Source organism: uncultured Eubacterium sp., assembly GCF_934561735.1.
In the GTDB taxonomy this organism is placed as follows: domain Bacteria; phylum Bacillota; class Clostridia; order Oscillospirales; family Acutalibacteraceae; genus Eubacterium_R.
Genome location: NZ_CAKTGT010000005.1, coordinates 111,500 through 137,903, shown reverse-complemented (window position 1 = coordinate 137,903; position 26,404 = coordinate 111,500). Strand labels below are relative to the sequence as shown.

Below are 26,404 nucleotides of genomic sequence, written 5' to 3'. Positions count from 1 at the left end.
TACGAAGCAATCAATGCCGAACTTCTTTACGAAGCAGGTAACTACGAATCATTGGAAGCTGCTAAGAAAGCTATTAAAGACGCAAAAATCACAAAAGAGCAGTACAAAGCTTTTTGCACTAAGGTAAACGAATTTTACCGCGCCTCTGAAAAGAGGGACACGTATGAAGAATATGTTCTTCGGTATGTTCAATCCGATGAATGTAAGATGTCTAAATATATAAAGGACTACTTCAAAATCTTCTATTCAAACGGTTCGGGTGCTCTTTACACAGACTATTTGCTTTTTTTACAGCAAATCAGACCTCATGAATATGATGAAAACAATAATCGAATTGAAGTCTTTAAAGATTATGAGAACATTACCGATGAAGAAATTGAAAAGGTAATGAACATTCCTGCCGCAAACTATGATAGTCCAACCAGTGCTCAGCTTAACTTGTACCAGTACATCATGGGCAGAAACGAAGGTAACCTTGTTTCATATGTTAACTTCATCAACGATATTGTTTCCGGTCTTATGACAAAAACGGAACTCGATTCGGGTACAAATAACCCTAAGTTCAACAGTGTTTCATCTACTGCTATGGACTATATGCAGGTTAATGTTGCAAATTATATAAAATATGTGACAAGTCAGCTTGGTTATCGTTATAGTGATTTTGAAATGTCTTCTGATGTTAAACGGGGATATAATGATATTTATTATTCGGAAGCTGTTTCACAGGCAAATGATGCAATTAATTCAACAATCGATGACCTTCTTGATGAATCAACATCAACAGGTGCCATAGTTGCTCCTATAATTAACAGAATGATAGAATCAAATGTTACTCTTTATAATAAAGCCGGTACAGGAGCATTAAATGATGCTTGGTTAAGGTTGTATAATGACTTTACTAAAACAGTTGTTAATCTTATTCCTACGCTTGCAATACTTGCAGAAGAAGTTTTATCACCGATGATTTTTAATGCTGATGGCGATCAATATTACCAATCTCTTGACTCGGTGCTTGAAAATTACGGTCTTTTACTGTTAAAGAAAAATTCAAGTACAGGTTATTATGAAAATGTTGATATTTCATTTGGTGCAACGGATTCATCTATTGATCTTAATAAATTTCTTCCGGGCTTTCTTGCTTATATGTTAGGTAATTCCGAAAAGGCACTTGAATACTGCGGAACATACAACGACTTCCTTGAAAGCAAAGGGCTTGACAAAAATGTGAGCGGTATCGAAGGTGATACGATTATGTTTACCGGCATATACAAATTTGATACATTTTTATCACATTTTGATATCAAAGCACTTATTGCAAATACTGTAGATGCAGATCTTACAACAGGATTTTATGAATTTGTTACAGAAATTCTAAGTTTTGCTCTTGAAGCAACAGAAGAATATATTGCAAACTCGGGTGAAGAAAATTACAGATATTCTATCGACTACACCGGTCCTTGTCAAACAACACAAAGAGGTCTTAATAATGTAGCAATTGCACTTCCGAAACTTATTGACAAGATCGGCAAGAAAGTAATTGAAAAATATGATGCAAATACAGAGTGGACTTGTCTTTATGACGGTGAGTTCTTTACAAAGGAGAAAACATATCCTGTAAACAGTTCGTCTGATAAGAAAACCGTATATCAGTATTACAATTCATCTCTTGAAGAATTGAAGTCCTATGCAATTTGGCAGGATAATTATGACAAAACCCTTTCATGGGTAACAAACAGAGTTAATTATTATGTTGGAAAAACAAATGAAATTGTCAATGTCTTAGTTGATAATTCTGCAATTCAAAATGACGACGGCGTTTTATACAATAACGGCAAGTCACTTTTGATTAGTTGTAAGTCAAATAACAGCCAATTTTCTATTCCTACAACCGTTAAAAGTATTTTATCTTTTTCGTTTGTAATGAATAAAAATATAAATGAAATTACAATTCCTCACAGTATCGGACGAATCGGTTATTATGCATTTTTGGGATGTGATAATTTAACCGATATCAATTATTACGGTACGGAAGAAAATTGGAATTATTTAGGATGTTATTTGCCTAAAAATGTAACGGTCCATTATTACCCGGTTTCGCATAATCACACATATTCCGATTGGCACTACAACAACGATGCGGAATATAATTCCAAAACCGATTATACCGACGGAACGGCAACACGCACTTGTTCCGAATGTGGCGAAAGCGAAACAAAAACGATTGCCGGCACAGGCTTGCTCCGTGCAAACAGTGCTTCGGTAGTTCTTGACGCTTCGGTTACACTTAACATCGGTATTGACAAATCCCGAACATCACCGTTTGAATCAAGCTTTATTCGAGTTGAATTCGGCGGCGAAAGCTACGATTTGACCGAACCGTCAGCAAAGACAACTACCGACCGTACATATTATGATTTTGACAAGATTTCACCGGAAAAGTTTGCCGATGAGGTTACTATCACTCCGTATGGTGTTACTTCCGACGGAATCGAGTGCAAGGGTCACCCGGTAACATATTCAATCAAGAATTATTGCTATACTCAACTTAACAAAACCCCAAGCCAAAACCTCAAATCGCTTCTTGTAGAACTCCTTTACTACGGCGAAGAGTACCAAAAATACAGAGGATACAATACCGATAATCTTGTTACTTCGGACCTTACGGACGAACAAAAGAAGCTCCACACAACCGATACTTTGGATTACAGCAATGTTGCAAATTCAAAATATCAGCTTAACCCTAACGGAATTGCTAAAAATGAAGTGAATTTCAAATCGGCGTCTATGCTTCTCGAGGGCAAAGTTATTCCGAGAATTAAGGTTGAAATTTCAAGTTCGACAAGTATAAGTGATTATACATTCCGTTGGACCGTTGACGGTCAAAATACCGAATTTACTTATGCCGAACATCCGGATTGGTTCACTCAAACAAACGGCTCGGCAAGCGACAAGAGAGCCTACTATGTTGATTGCACGGTTCTCAAAGCAGATCAGTTTTCAACACCGTTTTATCTGACTGCATTTAAGAACGGTACACAGGTGTCAAATATGCTTCAATACAGCGTTGAATCCTATGCAACGGGCTCAACGGTAAAGAATAATGTTAAGCTCAAATCACTTGTTGACCAAATGCTCCGCTACGGCAGAGCCGAAAAAATCCGATTGGGACAATCCGTTTGATTAATAGTTTTTAACCGCACTTTGCACACTTACCGGCTCTCACGCTTTATGCGTGAGAGCTATTCTTAATTTATAAATTAAGAATATATGTTGAAAAAAGTATTGTAAAATGTTAAAATATAATGTAATACTTTGGGCATAATAGACTTGAGGTGCTGTTATGTGCAAGGAAAACGATAATAAAAACGAAGAAGTTAACGAAAATAATAACAACGGCGAGGATAGTTCTTCATTTGAAACAGGGTCGATAACCGTTAAAAAAGACGGCCATTTTATTCATTGCCTTACTATTATCGGGCAGATTGAAGGGCATTATATTTTACCGAGCCAAAACAAAACCACCAAATATGAGCATGTCATTCCACAGCTTGTTGCGATTGAGGAAAGCAGGGAGATTGACGGATTGTTGATTATACTCAACACCGTTGGCGGAGATGTTGAAGCAGGACTTGCCATTGCAGAGCTTCTTTCAACTATGAAAACTCCCACCGCTTCACTTGTCCTTGGCGGAGGTCACAGCATCGGCGTTCCGCTTGCTGTCAGCTGTGAACGAAGTTTTATTGTTCCCACGGCGACTATGACCGTGCACCCTGTCCGTATGAACGGAACGGTTCTCGGTGTTCCGCAAACTCTTTCGTATTTTGAAAAAATGCAGGATAGGATTGCAAGGTTTGTTGAGAATAATTCGCAGATTACTGCCGAAGAATTTAGGGCGTTGATGATGAAAACGGGCGAACTGATTATGGATGTGGGCACTGTGCTTGACGGTGAAGAAGCCGTCAAATGCGGTCTTATTGATGAACTCGGCGGTCTGTCGGATGCACTTGACTATCTTGAATCAGTGATTGAGAGGGAAAGCTGATGCTTTATACTGTTGTTGATGTTAATGATGTTTTTTATAAAAATGAAATGATTATTTCAAAGCCTCGTTCCACAAATCCTTATGATTATATCAGGACAGGCTATTATCTTGATAACGCTCAGTATTTCGGAGGACAAAACAATGTCAATTTTAACTGCAATATTCCAGGCTCTATTCCAAGCGGTGTGCCGCATTTTTCCGATAAGTGAAACTGCCCATTCTTCAATTTTTCACGATTTTGCCGGTAGATTTTCGGGCGAGTGTTCGTCCCTTACCGGTATTGTACATATAGGCATTGCGGTTGGTATTGTTGCCGCAATGTACAAGTTTTTCTTCAAAATGTCGTATGAGTTTTTCTCAACCTTCGGCGATATGTTCAAAAAAAGATTAAAGGGCAACAAGCCAAGCGGTTCAAGGCGTTATATGTATATGACACTTATCAGCTTCTGCCCGATGCTTTTGTGGCTTATTCCGTGCGGTAAATACGGATTTTTGTATAATGTACTTCGTATGACGCAGTTTAATATGACACTCCTTGATGACGGTTTGTTCCTTGCAATTACGGGTGCGATTCTTATTGTTGCGGCATTTGAAATCACCAAGTCACGCATATCAAAACAGGTGAGCATTGTTGCTGCTGTTGTAATAGGTGCTTTGAGCGTGTTTTTAATCCCTGTATCAGGCTTTTCATTTGTCGGCGTGGTATTTGCCGTTCTTGTTCTTTTCGGAGTAAATAAAAAGCTTGCACTCAATTACGGACTTGTTATGAGCGTGCCGGTGCTTATTGTCAGCGGTATCGTTGAAATTTGTATAAGCGTTACGCATGTCGGCGTTGCTTCTGTTATCATCGGTCTTGTTATTTCGATTGTATCGGCATTTTTCAGCACCGTATTTCTCAAATTTTTTGTTAATAAAGGTTATCTCAAATATTTCGGAATTTATGATATTTCGGTTGGTGTAATTATATTTATTGTCGGAATTTTTGAATTGATTTTTAGAAAATAAAGTAGGTAAATTATGGCAAACAGTAAAAATACAAAACAAAAACAGAATAAAAAGCCTGCAAATAAAAAGCCTGTTACTCATTCAAAAAAAGCTCTTGCCGAGTTTGAAGAGCAGCAAAGACTTATGGACCTTGAAACACAGGCAAACAAAAACAGAATTGTCAGCATAATTATTTTTGCATTCTCGGTTTTGTTTTTCTTTGTTGCCGTTATTCCCGGGGAAAACTTTTGGAATGATGTTCACAATGTTTACATAGGCCTTTTCGGCTGGATGGCATCTGTTGTCTTTCCGCTTTTGAGCCTTGTTTACTCGTTTTTGGTGCAAAAAACAAAATCAAGCAAAAAGATGATTGCAGAACCTATCTGCATTGTTTTGATAGTGCTCTTTATTTCCGCATTTATTTATATCGTAAGAGCAAAGAGCGGCGTGCCGTTTCTTGATACCTGCAAGAGCGAATTTGCAGACGCTCCGTATGTATTCAACGGCGGATTTTTCGGTGCACTTCTCGGTTGGCTCTTTATGACCTTGGGCAAGGCTCCGGCTGTTGTTGTTGATTTGCTTCTTATAATCGTTGTTATTATGCTTCTTTCAAAGGTAACGGTTAATCAGTTTTTCAAAAACACAACAAAGCCTGTTCGTGCCGTTGTTGAAAAGGCAACGCCTTATATCGAGGAACGCCGTGAAAAACGCAGAATGAATAATATTGACATTCCGCTTGACGACGAGCCTCCTGTTCAGGACGAAAAACCAAAGAAAAAGGCAAAGACAAAGCCTGAGAAAGCACAGGATGTCGAGGAAACAGAAGAACCTGCCGATGATTATTCAAAACTTATTGCAGAGATTAATGAAACGACAAGCAAGAATAAGCAGAACAGAGAAACACCAAAAAAGAAATCTATTGACGATATAGTTAAAACCGCAAGCGAGGATAAGACGGAAAAGCCTGTTGAAGAAAAATCAGAGCCTGTTCCCGAATTTGTGGTTACAGAGGAAGATATGCAAAAGGAAGTTAAGGAATACAAACTTCCGAGCGTTGATATTCTCAAAACCGTTAAACATAAATCAGCCAAAGATGTGTCTGCCGAGCTTAAAAACAACGCCGAACTTTTGGTGGAAACTCTTGCTTCGTTCGGTGTTCAGGCAGAAATCACCGATATTTCACGAGGCCCGACTGTTACAAGATACGAATTAAAGCCTGCTTCGGGTGTTCGTATCAGTAAGATTACAAATCTTTCAGACGATATTGCACTTAATCTTGCAGCCGTTAATGTTCGTATTGAAGCTCCTATTCCGGGCAAAGCCGCTGTCGGAATAGAAATTCCAAACACCGTTAAAAACAGTGTTTCTATGCGTGAAGTAATCGATTCCGCCGATTTTAATGCTCAAAAGTCGCTTCTGTCGGCAGGACTTGGCAAGGATATTGCAGGCAAAACGGTATTTTGTGATATTGCAAAAATGCCGCACCTTCTTATTGCAGGCACAACAGGTTCAGGTAAATCTGTTTGTATGAATTCTATTATCGTTTCTATTCTTTACAGGGCAAATCCCGAAGAAGTTAAATTCCTTATGATTGACCCTAAAAAGGTAGAGTTTTCAAAATATGAGAACATTCCGCACCTTCTCGTTCCCGTTGTCACCGACCCACGCAAGGCTTCGGGTGCACTCGGCTGGGCAGTGTCGGAAATGCTTGAGCGTTATCAAAAGTTCAGTGAAACCGGTGTGCGTGATATTGAAGGCTATAATCGTTATGTTGAAAAGCATGAGGATATGAAGCCTATGCCGAAGATTGTTATTTGTATTGACGAGCTTGCCGACCTTATGATGGCTGCACCAAAAGAGGTTGAAGACAGTATTTGCCGTCTTGCTCAAATGGCTCGTGCCGCAGGTATGCACCTTGTTATCGCAACCCAAAGGCCGTCTGTTGATGTCATCACGGGTCTTATTAAGGCTAATATTTCATCCCGTATCGCACTTACGGTTTCATCGGCTATCGATTCCCGTACTATTCTTGATTCAAGCGGTGCGGAAAAGCTTCTCGGTATGGGTGATATGTTGTATTCTCCTATCGGCTCAAACAAGCCTCTCCGTGTTCAGGGCTGTTATATAAGCGATGAAGAAGTAGAGGAACTTTGCGAATTTATCAAAAATCAGGGCGAGAGCGAATACAGCGAAAAAATCCAAAAAGAGATTGAAAGCAAAGCCGCACAGGACAAAACTTCTACCAAGTTTACAGACGGCGGTGAATCGGGCGAAAATCTTGACCCGCTCTTTGATGAAGCCGTTGATGTTGTGCTTGAAAACGGCAAGGCTTCAACCTCGTTCTTACAGCGTAAACTCGGTGTAGGTTATTCAAGAGGTTCAAAGATTATGGACCAAATGGAAGATAAGCATATTATCGGTCCTGCCGAGGGTGCAAAACCGAGAAAAATATTAATCAATAAACAGCAATGGATTCAGATCAAGGCACAGGGTCCTGCACCTGAATTCACGGTTGAGAATACGGAGCAGATGGCGTTTGACTCCGAGGAAGTAATAGATAATCAGGATTTATCCGAGGACAGTTATGAATAATTTTCTCCCCGTAAATCAAAAGGATATGTATGAAAGAGGATGGGAACAGCCGGATTTTGTGTATATTTCCGGTGACGCTTATGTTGACCATCCTTCTTTCGGCGCGTCAATAATTACCCGTGTGCTCGAGGCAAAGGGTTACAAGGTTGCTGTTTTGTCGCAACCCGATTGGCACGGTACAAAGGATTTTGAGCAGTTCGGTAAGCCTCGCTTGGGCTATTTTATTTCAAGCGGTAATATTGATTCAATGGTTGCTCATTACACCGTTGCAAAAAAGCCTCGCTCAACAGATGCGTATACAGCAGGCGGTCAAATGGGCAAGCGACCTGACAGAGCGGTTATTGTCTATTCAAATATTGTAAAACAGCTTTATCCCGATGTGCCTGTAATTATCGGCGGACTTGAAGCATCGCTTCGCCGTTTTGCACACTATGATTATTGGGACGATACCGTTCGTCCGTCAATTCTCCTCGATTCCAAAGCCGATTTGCTCATTTTCGGTATGGGTGAAAATCAAACTATCGAGATTGCCGAACGACTTAATAACGGCGAAAGTGTTGACACAATGCACGATATTCTCGGCACGGTTTATGCCGTTGACACAAAGGATACTCCGTATATCGGTGTTGAATGTCCGTCATTTGAAAATGTCAGCTCGTCAAAAAAAGAATATGCCAAGGCGGCTCGTATCGAACAGGACGAGCAGGACCACATCAGAGGTAAAGTTATCAAGCAAAAGCACGGCAAAAAAATGATTGTTCAAAATCAGCCTATGCCGCCGCTTACAACCAAGGAACTCGATTGGGTATACTCTCTGCCTTATATGCGTGCATATCATCCGATGTATGAGGCACAGGGCGGTGTTCCGGGTATTCAAGAAGTTGAGTTTTCAATCACTCACAATCGCGGTTGCTTCGGTGCTTGCAATTTCTGCTCAATCGCATTCCATCAGGGCAGATACATAACAACAAGAAGTAAAAAAAGCATTATGGTTGAGGCTGAAAAACTCACTCATATGCCTAATTTTAAAGGATATATTCACGATATAGGCGGTCCTACGGCTAATTTCCGTCAGCCGTCTTGTATGCTTCAGGAGGAACACGGATTGTGTAAAGGCAAAAAATGTCTTGCACCTAAGCCGTGTAAAAATCTTCTTGCAAATCACGAGGAATATCTTGATATTCTCCGCAGCGTCCGTCAACTTCCGGGCATCAAAAAAGTGTTTATCCGCTCCGGTATAAGATACGATTACCTTTTGCAGGATAAGGACGACAGCTTTTTCAGAGAACTTGTAAAATACCATGTATCGGGTCAGCTCAAGGTTGCTCCCGAGCATTGCTCTGCCGCTGTTCTTGATAAAATGGGCAAGCCGCATATTGAGGCTTATATTGAATTTTCAAAGCGTTATTTTCAGTATACGGGCGAGATTGATAAGGAGCAGTATTTGGTGCCTTATCTTATGTCGAGCCACCCGGGTTCAACCCTTAATGACGCTATTGATTTGGCTTTGTTTTTGAAGAAAAATCATATTCGTCCCGAGCAGGTTCAGGACTTTTATCCTACACCCGGTACAATATCCACAACCATGTTTTATACGGGTCTTGACCCTTATACAATGGAAGAGGTTTACTCGGCTAAAAATCCGCACGATAAGGCTCTACAAAGGGCACTTTTGCAGTATTATAACCCAAAGAACTTTGCTCTTGTTGAGGAAGCACTTAAAAAAGCAAAGCGTTTTGATTTAATCGGTACAGACCAAAAATGCCTTGTTCGCCCGCAAAATCCCGTTCATCAAATGCAGGGAGCAGGCAGAAATAACGGTAAAAATAATAACAGAAATAATAAAAACAGGCAAAGTTTTGCTCCGAAAAAGCAAAATAATTACGGCAGAAAAAAGAAAAGCAGATGAACACAAAAACTCAAACAATGTTTATGATAGGCATTGCGCTTCTTGTAATGTCAGGCATTTTAATTTATGTGTCGCTTTCAACTCCCGGAGTTTATAAAGAACCGGAAACGACGGCAATTCAAATTTCATCTTCAACCGAAACGGAAGCAAACAGTGCAAAATCGGCTGGTTCCGCTTCAAAAAGTTCGGATAACGGTGCCACGGCTGTAAGTTATCCGATAAATTTAAACACGGCAACAGTTGAAGAACTTGTTTCAATCGACGGCTTGGGTGAAAGCAGAGCAAGTGCGATTATTGAGTACCGTGACTATCTTGGCGGCTACACAAGTGTTGAGCAGATTAAGGAAATCAGCGGTATTGGTGACGCAACTTATGCAAAACTTGCGCCTTATCTTACGGTGTAGCCATGATTAAAGATTTGCTTAAAGCACTTTTATGGTGTGTTTTTACCCGTCGCTGTGATTTGTGCGGCGATGTTGTGCCTCTCACTCAAAGCAGATGTGACGAATGCCTTAAAGCCGAAAAAATCAACGGCGAAATTTGTACTTCGTGCGGTATGTCAAAGGATGAGTGCACTTGTAAAAGTTCTCATCATAAGCCCGAATATGAGCAAATATGTGCTCCGTTTTATTATGAAGGCAATATCGTAAAAGCTATGCACCGCCTGAAGTTTCAAGGCTTTTGCGAAAATGCAATCGGTATGGCTGACGAAATGGCAAAAACGATTAAAAAACAGTATAACCACATCAATTTTGATGCGATAACCTATGTTCCTCTGTCAAAAAGCAGAGAGCGGGCGAGGGGATATAATCAGTCAAAACTCATTGCCGAAAAGCTGTCAAAAACTCTCAATGTACCGCTTGAAGACACATTTTATAAGGCGTATGAAAATCCGCCGCAACGCAATCAGTCCGCACGGCAAAGGCGTGCAAATGTGTTCGGTGCGTTTGATGTAAACGAAAACATCAATCCTGTCGGCAAAACATATTTGATAGTTGACGATGTAAAAACAACCGGTGCAACGCTGTCCGAATGTGCCGCCGTTCTCGATTCCTACGGTGCAACGGCAACCTATGCCACCGTCTTTGCAATCAGAAAAGCAAATAAAAAATAAAAGCGACAACTTTTCAGTTGCCGCTTTTTTCGTGCTAAAGTTTGTAATCTGCGATAGAGTCAATGGAATCAGATGTTAATTCCGTATCGTTATCCGAAGAACTTAACAATTTATTATTTTCATATTTTTTCAAAGCAGTATTGTATTTGGATTCACTGACCTTTTTGTCATTTATTTTATATTCAAGTTCTTCTTCGTCTGATACAGCTCCTTCATTTGAATATAGAGAAATAAGTTTTGTGCAGGCACCTTTTTTTACCTTGTAGATTGTTGTTGTATCATGACCTTGATAACAAAATTCTGAATAAATAAGACCTTTTCTTTTTGTATATTGAATAATACCGTATGTTCCGCTTAAATCATCGATTAATTTTACAACTTTTGAATCTACACTTGTATAAACCGAAGCACTTGCAGAATGTGCTATTCCGTCCCGTATCACAAGTTCCGGAATGTTATCATTATCAATAAATACGAGGCTGAATCCGCAATTTTCGGGAGTTTCAGCATTATTCATATATTCTTTAAGAAAAGCCATATATGCCTGACGCCAATTATTTGTGCTTTCTTCAAAATCGGTTTCTTTAGCCTTAGAAGTAATTTTACTGTCGGCGATGGTTTTTTGGTTTTTGGTTGCAAGGGAAGAAATGCTGTTCAAATCATCATAGCCTTTGCTTTCTGCGGCTCTGTAAAACAGTTGCGCACGCAAAGCCACTTCTTCAATTTTCTTATTGTAATATCCGCTTTGACCGTTTACCTTTTTGTTCAGCTTGTTGCCGGAATTGTACGCATTTTTCATCGCAAGCGTTGCAAATATTCCCGCTTTGCGGAATGCCTCTGTATCGTCTTTTGTCTTTCCCGCAGTTTCGGCAAGATTTGTGTATCTATTAGTCAGATTGTGTGCAATGTTGCTGTCAAGCATAATCGAATATGAAGAATTGTCTGTAAAATCAAAACCCAATAATTTAAAGAACGCAGCCGTACCTTTTACTAACGCTAATGCGGGAAGTGCTTTTTCGGCAAAGGTTTTTACCGTTGTTTTTGGTACATCTTCCACCAATATATCAAGTGCTTTTGAACATAAACTTGTTGCCGCGTCATCTCCGAATTTAAGCGTGGTGTCACCGAGTGCAAGCTTGTATGTGCTCAGCTTATCTTCAGCCCCGTATGCGTCAATAAGCATATTTTTGTTGTCTTCCGTCATTGAGATGTATTTGATTGCATAATCGGTATAGTTGTAAAACGTTTTCAGTTTGCCGAAAACTTCACCCCAATTTTTCGCGTCTATGTAATCTATGTCAAGATTATCAATATCGTCGGTATCACAAAACGATTCATACGCTGTGGTCATAGCCGTTGTTGCATCTTTGAGCTTGTCATTGATTTCTTTTCCGTTTTTGATGAATGTTGAAGCGTCATTCAGCCTTTTTGTTAAAGAATTTGGGTCAGCTTGAGTTTTTATGTAGTCCGTGTTGTCGGTAACAATTTTTTGCAAAGCTGTTTTGTAATTGCTTATGTCACCTACGGGACCTATTAAATTAGACACTTTCAAACCGAAAATTGTGGATGAAAAATAATATAAAACCGTATAATATCGGTAAGCCGTTTCGCTTCCGCCGAAAATTTCATCAACAATATGTTCGTAGTTTAAAATATATTTGAATTCGTTAAAATCATAAGCCGCATCGGCAATGGAATATCCGCTGTTGATAACGGTAACAGTTGTGCCGTCAACTTTGATTTTAGCCTTTAAGTATGCGGCAATTTGGTCCAGCGGAAGATAGTAATCATTGCCGAATTTAAAAACATTGTGCAAATCAAATGTATGCTTGCTGTTCATCATTTTAACGGTTGCTTTTTTGTTTTTATAATCAATGGCTGTTGATGAAAGCGAAAGCTTAAAATCCTGTCCCGCTCTTACAAAAGCGTTGTTGTCCTCGTCATAATCATACGCCGTATATTCTTCAAAAAGCTCGGGATTTGCGTACAGATATGTTCCGTCTGTATACAACACCTCATCTGTTTTTTCTTTTTCACCGTCACTGTTCAGCGTTTCAAACGAAACGGAAACGAACTTGCCCTCTGCCGCATTTGTGCAAACAGGAAGCGAAAAGGCAATAATAATCGAAAGAATTATTGCAATCTGTTTTTTTACTGTTTTCATAACCGTTACCTCCTTTTATTCAAGCGACAGGGCTTTGTCTGTTTCGGCTTTTGCATAATTATATGCATATCCGTACATGGCATCGATAAAATCATCACTGAAGGTTATTTCTTTTGTGTCATCGGTTATGATAACAGTTGCAGTTTGTTCGGTTGTTTTTATTTCTGCATTATTTATTATTTCTGTAATTTTTTTATCGATGTCTTCTTTTGTTTCGTTAACATCAAAATGCTTTTGGTAATCGATTAATGCGTCTTTGATGTCGGGTGAAGAAACAGATGCCGTTACCGTATAGTGACCCGAACCGTCATCCTTTACATCGGTAACTTCAAAATATGACTTTTCGATAAATGCTTTGAAAAATTCAGGTATTTCTTCATTGTCATTATAATTATAAGCTTCGTTCCATGTTGTTTGAAGTGATTCCTGCATTTTTTTAATCGAGTTTTGGGTGTTTGAAATATAAAAGTAAACGCTTGCCGCAAATCCGGCAACAATCAACACCGCCACAAGCACTATGATTATTATCTTTTTTGTATCTGTGTTTTTCTTTTCTTCCTTTTTTTCTTCCATTGTTTTCTCCTTTTTGCTTTTTCTTCTATTATACATTTTTTGTTATAAAAAAACTATACTCAATCAGAGTATAGCACAATAATGTTTTTATGTAAAATAAAGTCCTCGGATTGCTTCAATGGTTAAAGCTTTTAAGCAACTTTTTTGTATAATATGAAATCTGATGAGATGAGTTGCCATTACTTCATTACAGGTATATTAAAAAATTAATGTGGTTTTTATCCTCAATTTATTTGACAAAATCTGTGTAATTATTATAATAGTATAAGTGTATTCCTGTCCGTAGCACAACCGGATAATGCCTCCGACTCCGACTCGGAAGATTACGGGTTCGAATCCCGTCGGGCAGGCCATTTTTTTGTCATATCACACAGCTTTGGTAAAATATATGTAAAATTTTCTTGACATTTATTATATATTATAAGATAATTTATGTGTATATTATATAGTAGACATAAATTTTTGATGCGTAAGTAAGAGGAAAAAATATGGGTATTTCTAATATCATCAGCCTGCTCGGCGGTCTCGGACTGTTTTTGTTCGGTATGAAATATATGTCAGACGGCCTTAATCAGGTAGCGGGTAAAAAGATGAAAAATCTGCTTGAAAAACTTACCCGAAATAGATTTAAGGGATTTTTACTCGGTGTTTTGGTAACGGCTGTTATTCAGTCATCATCAGCCACAACCGTTATGCTTATGGGCTTTTTGAATGCCGGCATTATGGATTTGGCTCAGGCAACAGGAGTTATTATCGGTGCAAATATCGGCACCACAATTACTGCTGTTCTTATTGCTATTGATGTTTCCGCCATTGCGCCGTTTTGTATTTTTATCGGCACGGTTATGGCACTGTTCAGCAAAAAGCAAACTCAAAAGTTCGTGGGTCAAATTATTCTCGGCTTCGGCGTTTTGTTCTTCGGACTGAAGTATATGAGCGGTCCCGAGGCTATGGGAGTGCTTAAAACAAGTGCGGCATTTCAAACATTTATCACAAAAGCCAACAATCCGTTTCTCGGCCTTTTGATTGGCTTTATTATGTGTTCCGTGCTTCAAAGTTCAAGTGCGTCAATCGGTGTTTTGCAGGCTCTTGCAATGACAAGTGCCAGCCTTATGCCGATGAAGTTTGCAATTTACCTTATTATCGGTATCAATGTGGGTTCTGCAATGCCGCTTTTCCTTTCTGCTATAGGTGCAAAAACAAATGCAAAGCGTGCCGCAGTTATTTACTTCATTTTTGATTTTGTGGGTATGCTCATATTTACCCCGATTGCACTCATATTCCCGCAGTATACCGAGTGGATTACAAGCCTTTCGGATAACGGTTCCGTGCAGGTTGCCATTGCACATATTATATTCAAGGTTGTTACCGCCTTTGTATTGCTGCCGTTTATCAAATGGATTGTTAAACTCAGTGAGATTATTATCAAACCTAAAGAACATGATACCAAGCTTCGCTTTGAGTTTATCGATAAGAAAATCAGCGATAACCCTGTTTCAACCGCACTTCAAATCGGCAGTGAGGTTGAGCGTATGGCAAGACTTGTAAGGCATAATTTTGTTATTGCCTGCGAGGGTTTCCTTGTTATGGATGACAGTAAAAAGCGTGAACTTTCCGAAAACGAAGAACTTATTAATTGGCTCAACCATAGTATTTCGGACTTTATGATTACCGTTACTTCAAAAGAAATTACCGGTGATGTATCGGAATATATCGGTAAACTGTTCCATGTAATTACCGACCTTGAAAGAATCGGCGACCATGCAGAAAATATTATGCATAGGATTTCTATGGCTAAGGAAGAAAACCTCGGATTTACCGATGCAGGAATTGCCGAATTTAAGGAAATTTATGAGGTTGACCTTGAACTTCTCGACCGTGCCCTCGGTGCATTTACAAATAAGCACCTTACGGATGCGGAGGAACATCAGCTGCATTATTTGGAGGATACAATCGATTATCTTACGCTTCAGGCACAGGACAATCATGTTCAGCGACTTCGTGATAAAAAATGTCACACAGCTTCGGGCGTTATATTTACAAAGGCTCTGCAAGACCTTGAAAGAGTGGGCGACCATTCGTACAATATCGCTTGGGCGGCAAGAATCGATAAAAATTTGATAAGACAGATTTAGTATGATTAAAGACAGAAGAAAAGTAACAGACAAACTGAATACTCTTTTGTTCGGCAAGGATTTGCGTATTACAAAGGGCGATGTTTTTTCTGCTCTTTATGAGTATGATTATTCGTCATATTATCCTGAGGATAAATATGTTCACAGTCAGGATTTGCCAAAGGATAATGTGTTTGACATTCGTGATTACGGTGCAAATGCAAAGTTTGAAGATAATGCGGTTTATATCCAAATGGCTGTTGATGATGCGGCAAAAACAGGCGGTACTGTTTTGATTGCCGGCGGTGAATATGTCACCACAACCGTTTTTCTCAAATCCGATGTTACTTTGTTTGTTGAAAAAAATTCTGCACTTTCGTCAAATAAAACAGGCGTGGGATATAACCACAAAGGCATTATTCATGCCGACAGCGTACATAATGTTGCGTTGACAGGCGGCGGTAAGGTAAAGGGTAACGGCGAATACTTCGGCAGAAAGCCGCTATTAGACAAAAATGTTACCGAGCATGCCGAATGTATAGATGTTATCGAAATGCGCAGAACTTACCGTGCTCAGCTCCGCTTTGCACATGAAAGTAAGTACGGCGGTGCGATTTATATAAAAAACTGTACCGATTTTGTTGCCGATAATTTTATTATTGAAAATTCGGCTCACTGGTCTTTCAGAATAGAAAACTGTAATAATGTTAAAATTAACAATTTTATAATTAATAATAACCGCAATGTTGCAAATGCCGACGGTTTTGATATTGCAGGCACAAGTAACATAACGATTGATCATTGCTTTGTGTCTACCGCCGATGACGGAATATGTATCAAAAATGCTGTGTGGCTCGGTAATACGGGAACAATGAGTAATATTTCCGTTACCGATTGCGAGGTTATTTCCCGTGCCAATTCGTTCAAAATCGGCACGGAAACGACATATGACATTTCAAATGTAACGGTCAGAGATTGTAAATTTATGATGACGGATTTGTATCCGGGAACGGTCAGCGGTATTGCGATAGAAAGTGCCGACGGCTCACGAGTACATAATATCACCGTCCAGAATATAATTATGGACAGGGTGACTTGTCCTGTTTTTATCAGACTTTGCAACCGCAACAGGGCGGCTGAGGTTGATGCTGTCAGTGCAAATGCCGTAGAATTCGGCAAGAAAAAGAAAAAGGCTTCGTCCGCACCAAAGGATATGTTTGATAAAAAGGGCGAGGTGTTTAATATAAATATCTCGGACATTACCGCAACCAATGCCGAAATTCCGGTTATTGTTGCAGGTTACAGACAGCACGGCAGTACCCGATATGTGTCCGATGTTACACTCAAAAATTTTGAAATATATTATGCCCCTTATAAAGAGGTTTATGACAGGCGTGCGTTTATTCCCGAATATGCCGATGTTTATCCCGAATCGTGGCGATTTAGGAATCTCCCGGCTTACGGAATATGGGCAAGGCATGTAAAAGGCTTAAAATTGCTTGATTTTAATTGTTCTGCTCCACGCAGTACATGGAAAGAGAAATACATTATGGAGGATGTTTTATAATGGCAGATATTAAAAATGTAATTGATAATTTTAAATTTAATGGGGATTTTGTTGATGTTGCAGAATACGGCTCAGGTCATATCAACAAAACTTATCTTGTAACATTTAATAATAACGGAGCAGAGCAAAAGTATATTCTCCAGCAACTTAACGACAATGTGTTTAAGAATATTGACCAACTTATGAAAAATGTGTTTGCCGTAACTTCTTACCTTCGTTCCGTTATCAAGGAAAACGGCGGCGACCCGGACAGAGAAACTTTGCATTATATTCGTACAAAAGACGGCAACGAGTATTATTATGATTCTGAAAACAAAACATATTTCAGAGCATATATTTTTGTTCGTGATTCTGTCTGCTTCAATACAGCCGAAAACGCAGATATGTTCAAATCAAGCGGTGAGGCTTTCGGCAAGTTCCAAAGGCTTTTGTCAGATTTTAATGCGGGAGAACTTACAGAAACAATTCCGCACTTCCACGATACTTTGTGGAGATACAACAACGAGTTTGTTCCTGCTCTCGAAAAGAATGCTTCGGGCAGACTTGATTCTTGCAAGGCAGAAGTTGATTTTGTAAATAAGTATGCCGATGAAATGGGCAAACTTACTGCAATGACCGAGAAGGGCGAACTTCCGCTCCGTGTAACTCATAACGATACAAAGCTCAACAATGTTATGTTTGATAAGGACACAAACAAGTGCGTTTGCGTTATCGACCTTGACACCGTTATGCCGGGTCTTGCTCTTTATGATTTCGGCGATTCAATCCGTTTTGGTGCTTCAACCGCCGCCGAGGACGAAACCGACCTTGATAAGGTAGAAATGGACCTTGATTACTTCAAGGCTTATGCAGAGGGCTTTTTGGGCGAAGCAGGCGAGTACTTCAATCAAGCAGAAATTGACAATCTTGCATTTGCTTCAAAACTTATGACTCTTGAATGCGGTATGCGTTTCTTGACCGATTACATCAACGGCGATGTTTATTTCAGAACAGAATATCCCGAACATAACCTTGACCGTGCACGCAATCAGTTCAAACTTGTTGCCGATATGGACAGCAAGATGGACAAGATGGAAGAAATTATTAAAAATATATAGAAGGCATAAGGGTGGTTATATACTGCCCTTAACTTAATTTATGAGTATTAAGAAAAACGACGATATAACATTAAAAATTGAAGATATGACAAACGAAGGCTCGTCTGTCGGTCACTATGACGGTATGGCGGTTTTTGTTCGTGGTGCGGTAACGGGTGATGAAATTGTCGCTCATATTATCAAAGCCAAAAAGAACTATGCAATCGGTATTGTAAAAGAAATTATCAATCCGTCACCTTATAGAATTGAGTCCGATTGTCCCGTGTCCGACAAGTGCGGAGGCTGTTCGTTTAGAAATATGACCTATGATGCTGAACTTCAATATAAGCAGGGCAGGGTAGCAGATGCCGTTAAAAGAATTGGGCATATTGACGCTCCGATTAATCCGATTATCGGTGCCGATACGGTTGATAATTATCGCAATAAGGCACAATATCCTGTTTGCATCACAAACGGCGAACTTCAGGCAGGCTTTTATGCTTACAAAAGTCATAGGATTGTTCCGTGTGCAGATTGCCGACTTCAGCATAGCAGTTTCAAAGAAATTCTCGACATAATCGCAAAATGGGTGCGTGCAAATAATGTTACATCTTATGATGAACAAACAGGCAGGGGACTGCTCCGCCATATTTATATTCGCAGAGCACCGATGACGGCAGAAACAATGGTTTGCCTTGTCATCAACGGCAAGAGTGTTCCGAATGAAAACGACCTTGTTGCTTCGCTTAAGCAGTATGACGGCGTAAAGTCAATTTGTTTGAATATTAATCGAGAAAATACAAATGTAATTCTCGGCAACGAAACAAAGTTGATTTACGGCGAACCGACTGTTACTGATGTTTTGCTTGGCAAAAAGTTTGTGATTTCGCCAGAGTCGTTTTATCAAATCAACCACGACCAATGCGAAAAATTGTACACCAAAGCTGCCGAATATGCAGGCTTAACAGGCAACGAAACCGTTGTTGACCTCTACTGCGGTGTCGGTACAATCGGTCTTTCAATGGCAGATAACGCAAAGCGGATTTTCGGTATTGAAATTATCCCGCAGGCTATTGAAAATGCAAAAATCAATACCCGTCAAAACGGAATAACAAATGCAGAATTTTTCTGCGGCGACGCCTATGACGGTGCAAAGGAGCTTGAAAAACGAGGAATAACTCCCGATGTCGTTATCCTCGACCCGCCTCGCAAAGGCTGTCAAAAAGAGCTGTTTGATGTTGTCGAAAAAATGAACCCAAAGAGAATAGTTTATGTTTCGTGCGACAGCGCCACCCTCGCCAGAGATTTGGAAATTCTACAAACCAAGAACTACCAAACTCTCGAAGTCACCCCGGTCGATATGTTCCCCCGCACTCCGCATGTGGAGAGCGTGGTTCTGTTGACTAAAGTACAGAAGTAAAAGTGTGAAAAATATTAAATTTGAAGAAATCTATCGTGATGATATGTTTTGGCATGCAATAGATGAAAAATGTAAAGCCATCATTAAAACGAGAAGAAAAATAAAGGTTCTGTAAATCCCGATTTATACGGAGTTGATTTTTATTTTATTGAGGAAAAATATATGTTGAATAAGCAAATAAATATTGAATTGCAAGATACGCAATGGCAATTTGAATATGTTGACCATGACAGAAATATTGCCCGAGCAATAGTTTATGATGAAAACGGTTTGTTCTATTTTGTAAGAGCAGAACGAGATGATGATTTTGGAAAAGCAACATTGATTGAAACATCGGGTGGCGGAGTTGAAATAGGCGAGGACTTACAAACCGCCATTCAAAGAGAATTGAAAGAAGAGCTTGGTATATCTGTAGAAATAATTTGCAAAATCGGAGTTGTAAGTGATTATTACAATCTGATTCATAGGCATAATATTAATAATTATTTCTTGTGCAAAGTAAAGTCATTCGGAAAAAAGAATTTGACTCAGGATGAAGTAGAAAGTTTTCACTTATCTACATTAAAATTGACATATGACGAAGCTGTTCGAGAATATGAAATTAGGGCAAATACAAGATTAGGAACACTTATAGCAAACAGAGAACTGCCTATTTTGCATCGAGCAAAAGAGATAATTAATGAAAGCCAAAAGTACCCTTATTATCACGAAGTTTGATATTAATCCCATTGGGTTAATAATATATTTTTTAAGGAGATTGCTGTTTGAAGAAAAACAACACCTTGGAGATTGTAGGCTGACCGGGAGGTTTGCCAAAAAATTCAATCTCACAAACCTCCCTTATGAAGTCAACATTTCAGGAGGAAAATTATGAATAAAAATGACTTTATTATTCGTTTGGAACAAAAAAGCGATTACAGAAATACCGAAAATCTTGTCAGAGAGGCGTTTTGGAATGTTTATCGTCCCGGTTGCCTTGAACATTTTGTGCTTCATCAAATGAGAAATGATAAGGATTTTATCCCGGAACTTGATTTTGTTATGGAAAAGGACGGAGAACTTATCGGTCAAAATGTGTTTGTTAATGCACATATTGACTGCGATGACGGTTCAAAACTGCCGATTATGGCAATGGGTCCGATTTGCATCGCTCCCAAATATAAACGCAAAGGCTACGGCAAAATTTTGCTTGATTATTCGTTGCAAAAGGCAAAGGAATACGGTTGTAAAGCTCTTTGCTTTGAAGGGAATATCGATTTTTACGGTAAAAGCGGTTTTATCTATGCACGAAATTTCGGCATAAGGTATCACGGCTTGCCCGATGGTGCGGATTCATCGTTCTTTCTGTGCAAAGAATTAGAAGTCGGCTATCTTGACGGTGTTACAGGTGAATATACTCCGCCTCGGCTGTATATGGTTGACGAGCAAGAAGCGGAAGAATTTGACAAAACTTTTGAATTTAAGCAAAAACTTGTTCTTCCCGAGCAGATGTTCTGAATGAACGGGGCAGGTGGGTAACTGCCTGCCCTTTGAATATAAATTTTGGAGGTATGATTATGTCCGATATGTTAGATGTTATGAAATCAAGAAGAAGTATTAAGAAATACAAGTCCGCTCCTGTGGCTGATGAACTTCTTGACAAAATTGTTGAAGCCGGTCTTTACGCCGCAAACGGCAGAGGTAACCAAAATTCAATTATTATCAAAGTGACAGACAAAAAAGTTCGTGATGAACTATCAGCTCTTAATTGTAAAATCGGAGGCTGGAAGCCTGATTTTGACCCGTTCTATAACGCTCCTGCCGTTCTTGTTGTGCTTGATAAAAAAGACAGTTCAACCTGTGTTTATGACGGCAGTCTTGTAATGGGAGATATGATGCTTGAGGCTCACGCTTTGGGTCTTGGCAGTTGCTGGATTCACCGTGCCAAGGAGGAATTCGAAACCGAGCAGGGCAAACAACTCCTTGAAAAACTCGGTATCACGGAGGAATATGTCGGCGTCGGTCATTGCATTGTCGGTTATCCTGACTGCGAAACACCGAAAACGCCGGACAGAAAACCTAACAGAGTTTACAGTATTTGATGATAAAAACTTTACAATTTATGTAAAACTCCTTGATTTGTAAAATCGGGGAGTTTTTGTTGTATCTATCCTGTTTATACTGTATAATCAAATTGTAAAGGCGGATTGTAAAGAAAAATTTGCAATTTTACCTGAATTTTACAAATCTTGTGTTTTTGATTTTACTTTTATTTTATAAAATGAAAGCAAGATAGGAGATAAATTATGATTTACTGTATAGAAGATGACAACGGAATCAGAGATTTAATTGTTTACACGCTCACGGCATCCGGTTATGAGGCAAAGGGCTTTGCCGATTCTTCGGAGTTTTGGACTGCTGTTAAGCAGGAAATTCCAACTCTTATTTTGCTTGATGTTATGCTTCCTAATGAGGACGGCATAAGTATTCTCAAAAAAATCCGTTCCGACAAAAAGACGGCAGAGGTTCCCGTTATTATGGAAACGGCTAAAGAAACCGAGTACGATAAAGTTGTTGCACTTGATTTGGGTGCTGATGATTATCTTACAAAGCCTTTCGGTATGATGGAAATGGTGTCAAGAGTAAGAGCCGTGCTTCGCCGTACTTCAAAGGAAGAAAAAAAGCAGGATTTAAAGCTTAACGAATTGGAAATCAATACTTCCCGTCATATTGCTTATGTCAATGGCACTGAAGTTTATTTAACGCTTAAAGAGTACGATTTGCTCAAATTGTTTATGGAAAACATCGGCAGAGCGTTTACTCGTGATCAGCTTCTCAGCAGTGTGTGGGGTACGGAATATGTCGGCGAAACAAGAACGGTTGATGTGCATATCGGCACGCTTCGTACCAAACTCGGCTCTGCCGGTGATTACATCAAAACCGTACGCGGAGTGGGTTACAGAATGGAGGAAGAAAAATGACAAAAAAGATTTTTCGTTCTATTTGTTCTGTGGCAGTCTGCATAACTCTTGCAGTGCTTTCGATAATTATGGGCGTTTTGTACAATTATTTTTCCGATATTCAAAAACAGCGTATAGATACTCAGGTTCAGTATATCGCAAGTGCGGTTGAACTTGACGGTAAGGAATATCTTGATAAAATTCAGGATAAAACCTTCCGTATGACTTGGATTGCAAAAGACGGCAAGGTTCTTTACGATAACGAGGCAAACAGCGACGAGATGGAAAATCACCTTGAGCGTGAAGAAGTAAAACAGGCAATGCTGACGGGCAAAGGAACAGCAGACAGGTATTCCAAAACTCTTACTCAACATCAGTATTATTCGGCAGTCAGATTAACTGACGGCAGTGTAATGCGTATGTCTGTCAATGAACTTTCGTGGTGGGCGCTCGTCCTTTCAATGGCTCAGCCGATTATTATTGTATTTTTGATTGCTGTTTTGGTGTCACTTTTCTTTGCTTCAAGACTTTCAAAGAAAATCGTTGAACCGCTTAATCAAATCGATTTGGACAATCCGAACAACGCAAAGGTTTACGAAGAACTTTCACCGCTTCTCGAAAAAGTTAAAATTCAAAAAAAGCAAATTAAAAATCAACAGCTTGAACTTGAAAAGAAACGCAATGAATTCGAGGCGGCAACAGAAAATATGTCCGAGGGAATAATTCTTCTCAATTCCGACGGCGTGATTATCAGTATCAACAAAACCGCTTCAAGACTTCTCGGCATAAGCAGTTATTGCGTAGGTAAAGATTTGCTTCTTTTCAGCAGCGGGGTTGAAATTCAGGAACTTCTCCGCAAGGCAGAAAATGGTAAGCACAGCGAGATTATTCTTGATATTGACGAGGTAAGCTATCATTTCAGTGCAACTCCGATTTTCTCGGGCGACAAGGTAACAGGCGTTGCTCTTATTATCTTTGACTTTACCGAAATGGAAAAGGCGGAAGAAGTTCGCAGAGAGTTCACTGCAAATGTTTCGCACGAGCTTCGAACACCGCTTCAAACAATCGCAGGAAGTGCCGAACTTCTTTCAAACGGTATGGTTGCCGAAAAGGATGTTCCGCAGTTTTCGCAGAAGATTTATAAGGAAGCAAAACGACTTATCACTCTTGTTGAGGATATTATCAAGCTGTCACACCTTGACGAAGAAAGCTCGGATATTATTTCGGAAAAGGTTGACCTTTTCGATATTGCAAAAATGACTGCAACAAATCTTACTCCGGTTGCCGAAAAGGCGGGCGTTGCCCTTGAGGTAAAGGGCGAGCCGTCGATTATCACAGGCAAATCCCAGCTCCTTACAAGCATTGTATTTAATCTTTGCGACAATGCAATTAAGTACAATAAGCAAGGCGGCAGGGTAAAGGTTGAAGTTAAAAATTTTATCGACTGCGTAAAACTCTCCGTCAGCGATACGGGTATAGGTATCCCTCTTGACCAACAGTCGAGAATATTTGAAAGGTTTTATCGTGTGGATAAAAGCCGTTCAAAAGAGGTTGGCGGAACAGGCCTCGGCTTGTCAATCGTTAAGCACGCCGCTAAACTCCATAATGCCGAAATCGAAGTTCGCAGCACCCTCGGCAAAGGAACAACCATCATCCTCACATTTCCTAAATAAATCTTAAAATGTTATATCGTAGGGGCGAACTGTGTTCGCCTCAGCGTGTCGAAAAAGTGTTTTCGACACGCTGTAGGCTGTTGAGAAAGGTTCTGAATTTCGTTTTCTTGCGAACTTTGCTGTACGATTGTACCGCTTGTGAGTAAAAAACGAAAAACGCCAAAAGTACCGCAAACTCGATGTTTGCGGCACTTTTCTTTAAATAGTATTATCAAATTAATAGTATTACGGGATAGGCAAGCCTATCTCCTACTTAATTTGTGTTAATATAATTTTGGCGTGGTTCAGTGGCTTTATCGACAGTCTGGGGCGAACTGTGTTCGCCTTTTTTACACTTTACATTGATTTTACATAACCTTGATAATAGATTTGATGTAAATTTGATATTCTCGAAGCGTAAAATAATAATTTAAAAGTATGAGGAAGAATTATGACTGTATTTGATGCGTTGAAGCTCATAGGCGGACTTTGTCTGTTTCTGTTTGGTATGAATACTATGGGCGAGGCTCTCGAACGCAGAGCCGGTAATAAACTTCGTGGCATTCTTGCAAAAATGACAACTAACAAATTTGCCGGATTTCTTACCGGTTGTGCCGTTACGGCTGTTATTCAAAGTTCGTCGGCAACTACGGTTATGGTAGTTGGCTTCGTTAACTCCGGACTTATGAATCTCCGCCAGGCAATTAATGTAATTATGGGTGCAAATGTCGGCACAACTGTAACAAGCTGGATTTTGTCGTTGTCAGGCATCAGCAGTGAAAATGTGTGGGTTAGCCTATTGAAGCCTTCATCGTTCACTCCTGTTCTTGCACTTGTGGGCATTGTTCTTTATATGTTTTCCAAAAAGAGCGAAAAGAAGGACAGCGGTATTGTCCTCCTCGGTTTTGCAACCCTTATGTTCGGTATGGAAGCAATGTCGGGTGCTGTAAGCGGTCTTTCTGAAGTTCCTGAATTTCAGCAAATGTTCGTTATGTTCAAAAATCCGTTTTTGGGCGTTTTGGTCGGTGCGGTTCTTACAGGCATTATTCAGTCGAGCTCTGCCTCGGTCGGCATTTTGCAGGCTCTTGCGGTTACCGGTCAGGTTTCGCTCGGTGCGGCAATTCCAATCATTATGGGTCAAAACATCGGCACTTGCGTAACTGCTCTTATCTCATCAGTAGGTGCAAATAAAAACGCAAAGCGTACCGCTTTTGTTCACCTTATGTTTAATGTAATCGGCTCAATATTTATGCTCGTGCTGTTCTCAATTTGGAAGTATGGCTTCGAACCGGCGGTTCTCGACACTCCTGCAACCACTTTCAGCATTGCCGTGGTTCATACAATATTCAACATTGTGTGTGTTGCACTTCTTATGCCAAATGCAAAACTTCTTGAAAAACTTGCACTCAAATTCATCAAGGATGATGAAGAACCTGAAGAAGTTGAAATTCTTGATTCTCGACTTCTTGCAACTCCTACCCTTGCACTTCAACAGTGCTACAGCGTTGCAATAAAAATGGCAAATTGCTCCGAGCGTGCAATTGAAAAAAGTATAACTTGTATTACAAATTATACCGAGGCAGACGCCGAGCGTATAAGAAAAGACGAGGCGAAGTGCGACAAATACGAAGATGAAATCGGCACTTATCTTGTTAATTTAAGCTCTCAAAAAATGGGCGATGAAGAAAGTGAGCATGCGGCGGCACTCCTTAAAATGATAGGCGACCTTGAACGAATTTCGGACCATGCGGTTAATGTTCTCGATTCAACCGAGGAACTTCGTCAAAAAGGCTACACTCTCACAGAAGACGCTGTTAAGGAACTTGACATCCTCACAGGTGCAACAAAGGAAATTCTTGATATAACATTTAAGGCGTTGAAAAACACCGATACCGAGATTGCAAAGAGAGTTCAGCCTCTTGAACAGGTTATTGATATTATCAAGGAAAAAATGCGTACTCATCACATTCGCCGTATGCAACAAGGTTTGTGCACAATCGAGGCAGGCTTTGTGTGGTCAGATTTGCTCACCGATTTGGAGCGTGTGTCCGACCATTGCTCAAATATCGCAGGCTGTTTGATTGACGCATCAATGCACAATCTCTCAATCCACGAAACACAGCGTATTGCCGAGGACTCATCAAGCGACTATGGTAAATTGTTCAAGGATTACAGCAAAAAATACAGCTTTTCAAATATATAACTATATTGTAACTATAGAGGTGAACCGGGTTCGCCTCTTTTTATTTACAAATATT

At 39.8% G+C, this 26,404-nt stretch carries 20 protein-coding genes and 1 tRNA gene; 19 read left to right on the top strand and 2 right to left on the bottom strand.

Annotation, left to right across the window (positions count from 1 at the left end; genetic code table 11):
* From Q0E08_RS05955 to Q0E08_RS05920, 8 genes are all read left to right on the top strand, one after another.
* Positions 1–3,180: leucine-rich repeat protein (locus tag Q0E08_RS05955; protein ID WP_294777959.1), on the top strand; the 3,180-nt coding region annotated here is incomplete at its 5' end.
* 160 nt (positions 3,181–3,340) lie between these two features.
* Positions 3,341–4,042, top strand: coding sequence for a ClpP family protease (locus Q0E08_RS05950; RefSeq protein WP_294777957.1), 702 nt, complete (start codon positions 3,341–3,343; stop codon positions 4,040–4,042).
* The gene (locus tag Q0E08_RS05945) at positions 4,042–4,251 is read left to right on the top strand and encodes a hypothetical protein (protein WP_294777955.1); all 210 of its coding nucleotides are present in this window, start codon (positions 4,042–4,044) and stop codon (positions 4,249–4,251) included. The genes Q0E08_RS05950 and Q0E08_RS05945 overlap by 1 nt, the downstream gene beginning before the upstream one ends.
* Complete coding sequence (locus Q0E08_RS05940) at positions 4,184–5,047, top strand: undecaprenyl-diphosphate phosphatase (RefSeq protein ID WP_294777953.1); 864 nt, start codon at positions 4,184–4,186, stop codon at positions 5,045–5,047. Before Q0E08_RS05945 ends, Q0E08_RS05940 begins: the two co-directional genes overlap by 68 nt.
* Positions 5,048–5,059: 12 nt before the next feature.
* A complete protein-coding gene (locus Q0E08_RS05935; protein ID WP_294777951.1) occupies positions 5,060–7,618 on the top strand; it encodes a DNA translocase FtsK in 2,559 nt (852 codons plus the stop codon).
* Positions 7,611–9,527: a YgiQ family radical SAM protein gene (locus Q0E08_RS05930; RefSeq protein WP_294777949.1), complete on the top strand. Its 1,917-nt coding sequence runs from the start codon at positions 7,611–7,613 to the stop codon at positions 9,525–9,527. Before Q0E08_RS05935 ends, Q0E08_RS05930 begins: the two co-directional genes overlap by 8 nt.
* Complete coding sequence (locus Q0E08_RS05925) at positions 9,524–9,931, top strand: helix-hairpin-helix domain-containing protein (protein ID WP_294777947.1); 408 nt, start codon at positions 9,524–9,526, stop codon at positions 9,929–9,931. The genes Q0E08_RS05930 and Q0E08_RS05925 overlap by 4 nt, the downstream gene beginning before the upstream one ends.
* Positions 9,932–9,933: 2 nt before the next feature.
* Entirely contained in the window at positions 9,934–10,641 is a 708-nt protein-coding gene (locus Q0E08_RS05920) for a ComF family protein (protein ID WP_294777945.1), read from the top strand.
* A 34-nt stretch (positions 10,642–10,675) separates the two neighbouring features.
* Here Q0E08_RS05920 and Q0E08_RS05915 read toward each other — a convergent pair whose 3' ends face one another.
* Positions 10,676–12,805, bottom strand: a complete 2,130-nt coding sequence (locus tag Q0E08_RS05915; protein WP_294777943.1) for a hypothetical protein — start codon at positions 12,803–12,805, stop codon at positions 10,676–10,678.
* A 15-nt stretch (positions 12,806–12,820) separates the two neighbouring features.
* Positions 12,821–13,378: a hypothetical protein gene (locus tag Q0E08_RS05910; RefSeq protein WP_294777941.1), complete on the bottom strand. Its 558-nt coding sequence runs from the start codon at positions 13,376–13,378 to the stop codon at positions 12,821–12,823.
* Positions 13,379–13,654: 276 nt separating this feature from the next.
* Here Q0E08_RS05910 and Q0E08_RS05905 point away from each other — a divergent pair.
* The 11 genes from Q0E08_RS05905 (at position 13,655) to Q0E08_RS05855 (ending at position 26,349) form a co-directional block, all read left to right on the top strand.
* Positions 13,655–13,731 (top strand) — tRNA-Arg (locus Q0E08_RS05905).
* 135 nt (positions 13,732–13,866) lie between these two features.
* Complete coding sequence (locus tag Q0E08_RS05900) at positions 13,867–15,513, top strand: Na/Pi cotransporter family protein (RefSeq protein ID WP_294777940.1); 1,647 nt, start codon at positions 13,867–13,869, stop codon at positions 15,511–15,513.
* A 1-nt stretch (position 15,514) separates the two neighbouring features.
* Positions 15,515–17,059 carry a glycoside hydrolase family 28 protein gene (locus Q0E08_RS05895; protein WP_294777938.1) on the top strand — a complete coding sequence of 515 codons (1,545 nt, stop codon included), beginning with the start codon at positions 15,515–15,517 and terminating at the stop codon, positions 17,057–17,059.
* Positions 17,059–18,156, top strand: coding sequence for a phosphotransferase enzyme family protein (locus Q0E08_RS05890; protein WP_294777936.1), 1,098 nt, complete (start codon positions 17,059–17,061; stop codon positions 18,154–18,156). Before Q0E08_RS05895 ends, Q0E08_RS05890 begins: the two co-directional genes overlap by 1 nt.
* A 40-nt stretch (positions 18,157–18,196) precedes the next feature.
* Positions 18,197–19,555, top strand: a complete 1,359-nt coding sequence (gene rlmD / locus Q0E08_RS05885; protein ID WP_294777934.1) for a 23S rRNA (uracil(1939)-C(5))-methyltransferase RlmD — start codon at positions 18,197–18,199, stop codon at positions 19,553–19,555.
* Positions 19,556–19,717: 162 nt separating this feature from the next.
* Positions 19,718–20,272: an NUDIX domain-containing protein gene (locus Q0E08_RS05880; RefSeq protein ID WP_294777933.1), complete on the top strand. Its 555-nt coding sequence runs from the start codon at positions 19,718–19,720 to the stop codon at positions 20,270–20,272.
* Positions 20,273–20,425: 153 nt separating this feature from the next.
* Positions 20,426–21,052: a GNAT family N-acetyltransferase gene (locus Q0E08_RS05875; RefSeq protein WP_294777930.1), complete on the top strand. Its 627-nt coding sequence runs from the start codon at positions 20,426–20,428 to the stop codon at positions 21,050–21,052.
* Positions 21,053–21,111: 59 nt separating this feature from the next.
* Entirely contained in the window at positions 21,112–21,636 is a 525-nt protein-coding gene (locus Q0E08_RS05870) for a nitroreductase (RefSeq protein ID WP_294777928.1), read from the top strand.
* A gap of 204 nt (positions 21,637–21,840) precedes the next feature.
* The gene (locus Q0E08_RS05865; RefSeq protein WP_294777927.1) at positions 21,841–22,515 is read left to right on the top strand and encodes a winged helix-turn-helix domain-containing protein; all 675 of its coding nucleotides are present in this window, start codon (positions 21,841–21,843) and stop codon (positions 22,513–22,515) included.
* The gene (locus Q0E08_RS05860; protein WP_294777925.1) at positions 22,512–24,167 is read left to right on the top strand and encodes a cell wall metabolism sensor histidine kinase WalK; all 1,656 of its coding nucleotides are present in this window, start codon (positions 22,512–22,514) and stop codon (positions 24,165–24,167) included. Before Q0E08_RS05865 ends, Q0E08_RS05860 begins: the two co-directional genes overlap by 4 nt.
* Before the next feature lie 430 nt (positions 24,168–24,597).
* Positions 24,598–26,349, top strand: coding sequence for a Na/Pi cotransporter family protein (locus tag Q0E08_RS05855; RefSeq protein ID WP_294777923.1), 1,752 nt, complete (start codon positions 24,598–24,600; stop codon positions 26,347–26,349).
* Positions 26,350–26,404 lie beyond the last annotated feature (55 nt).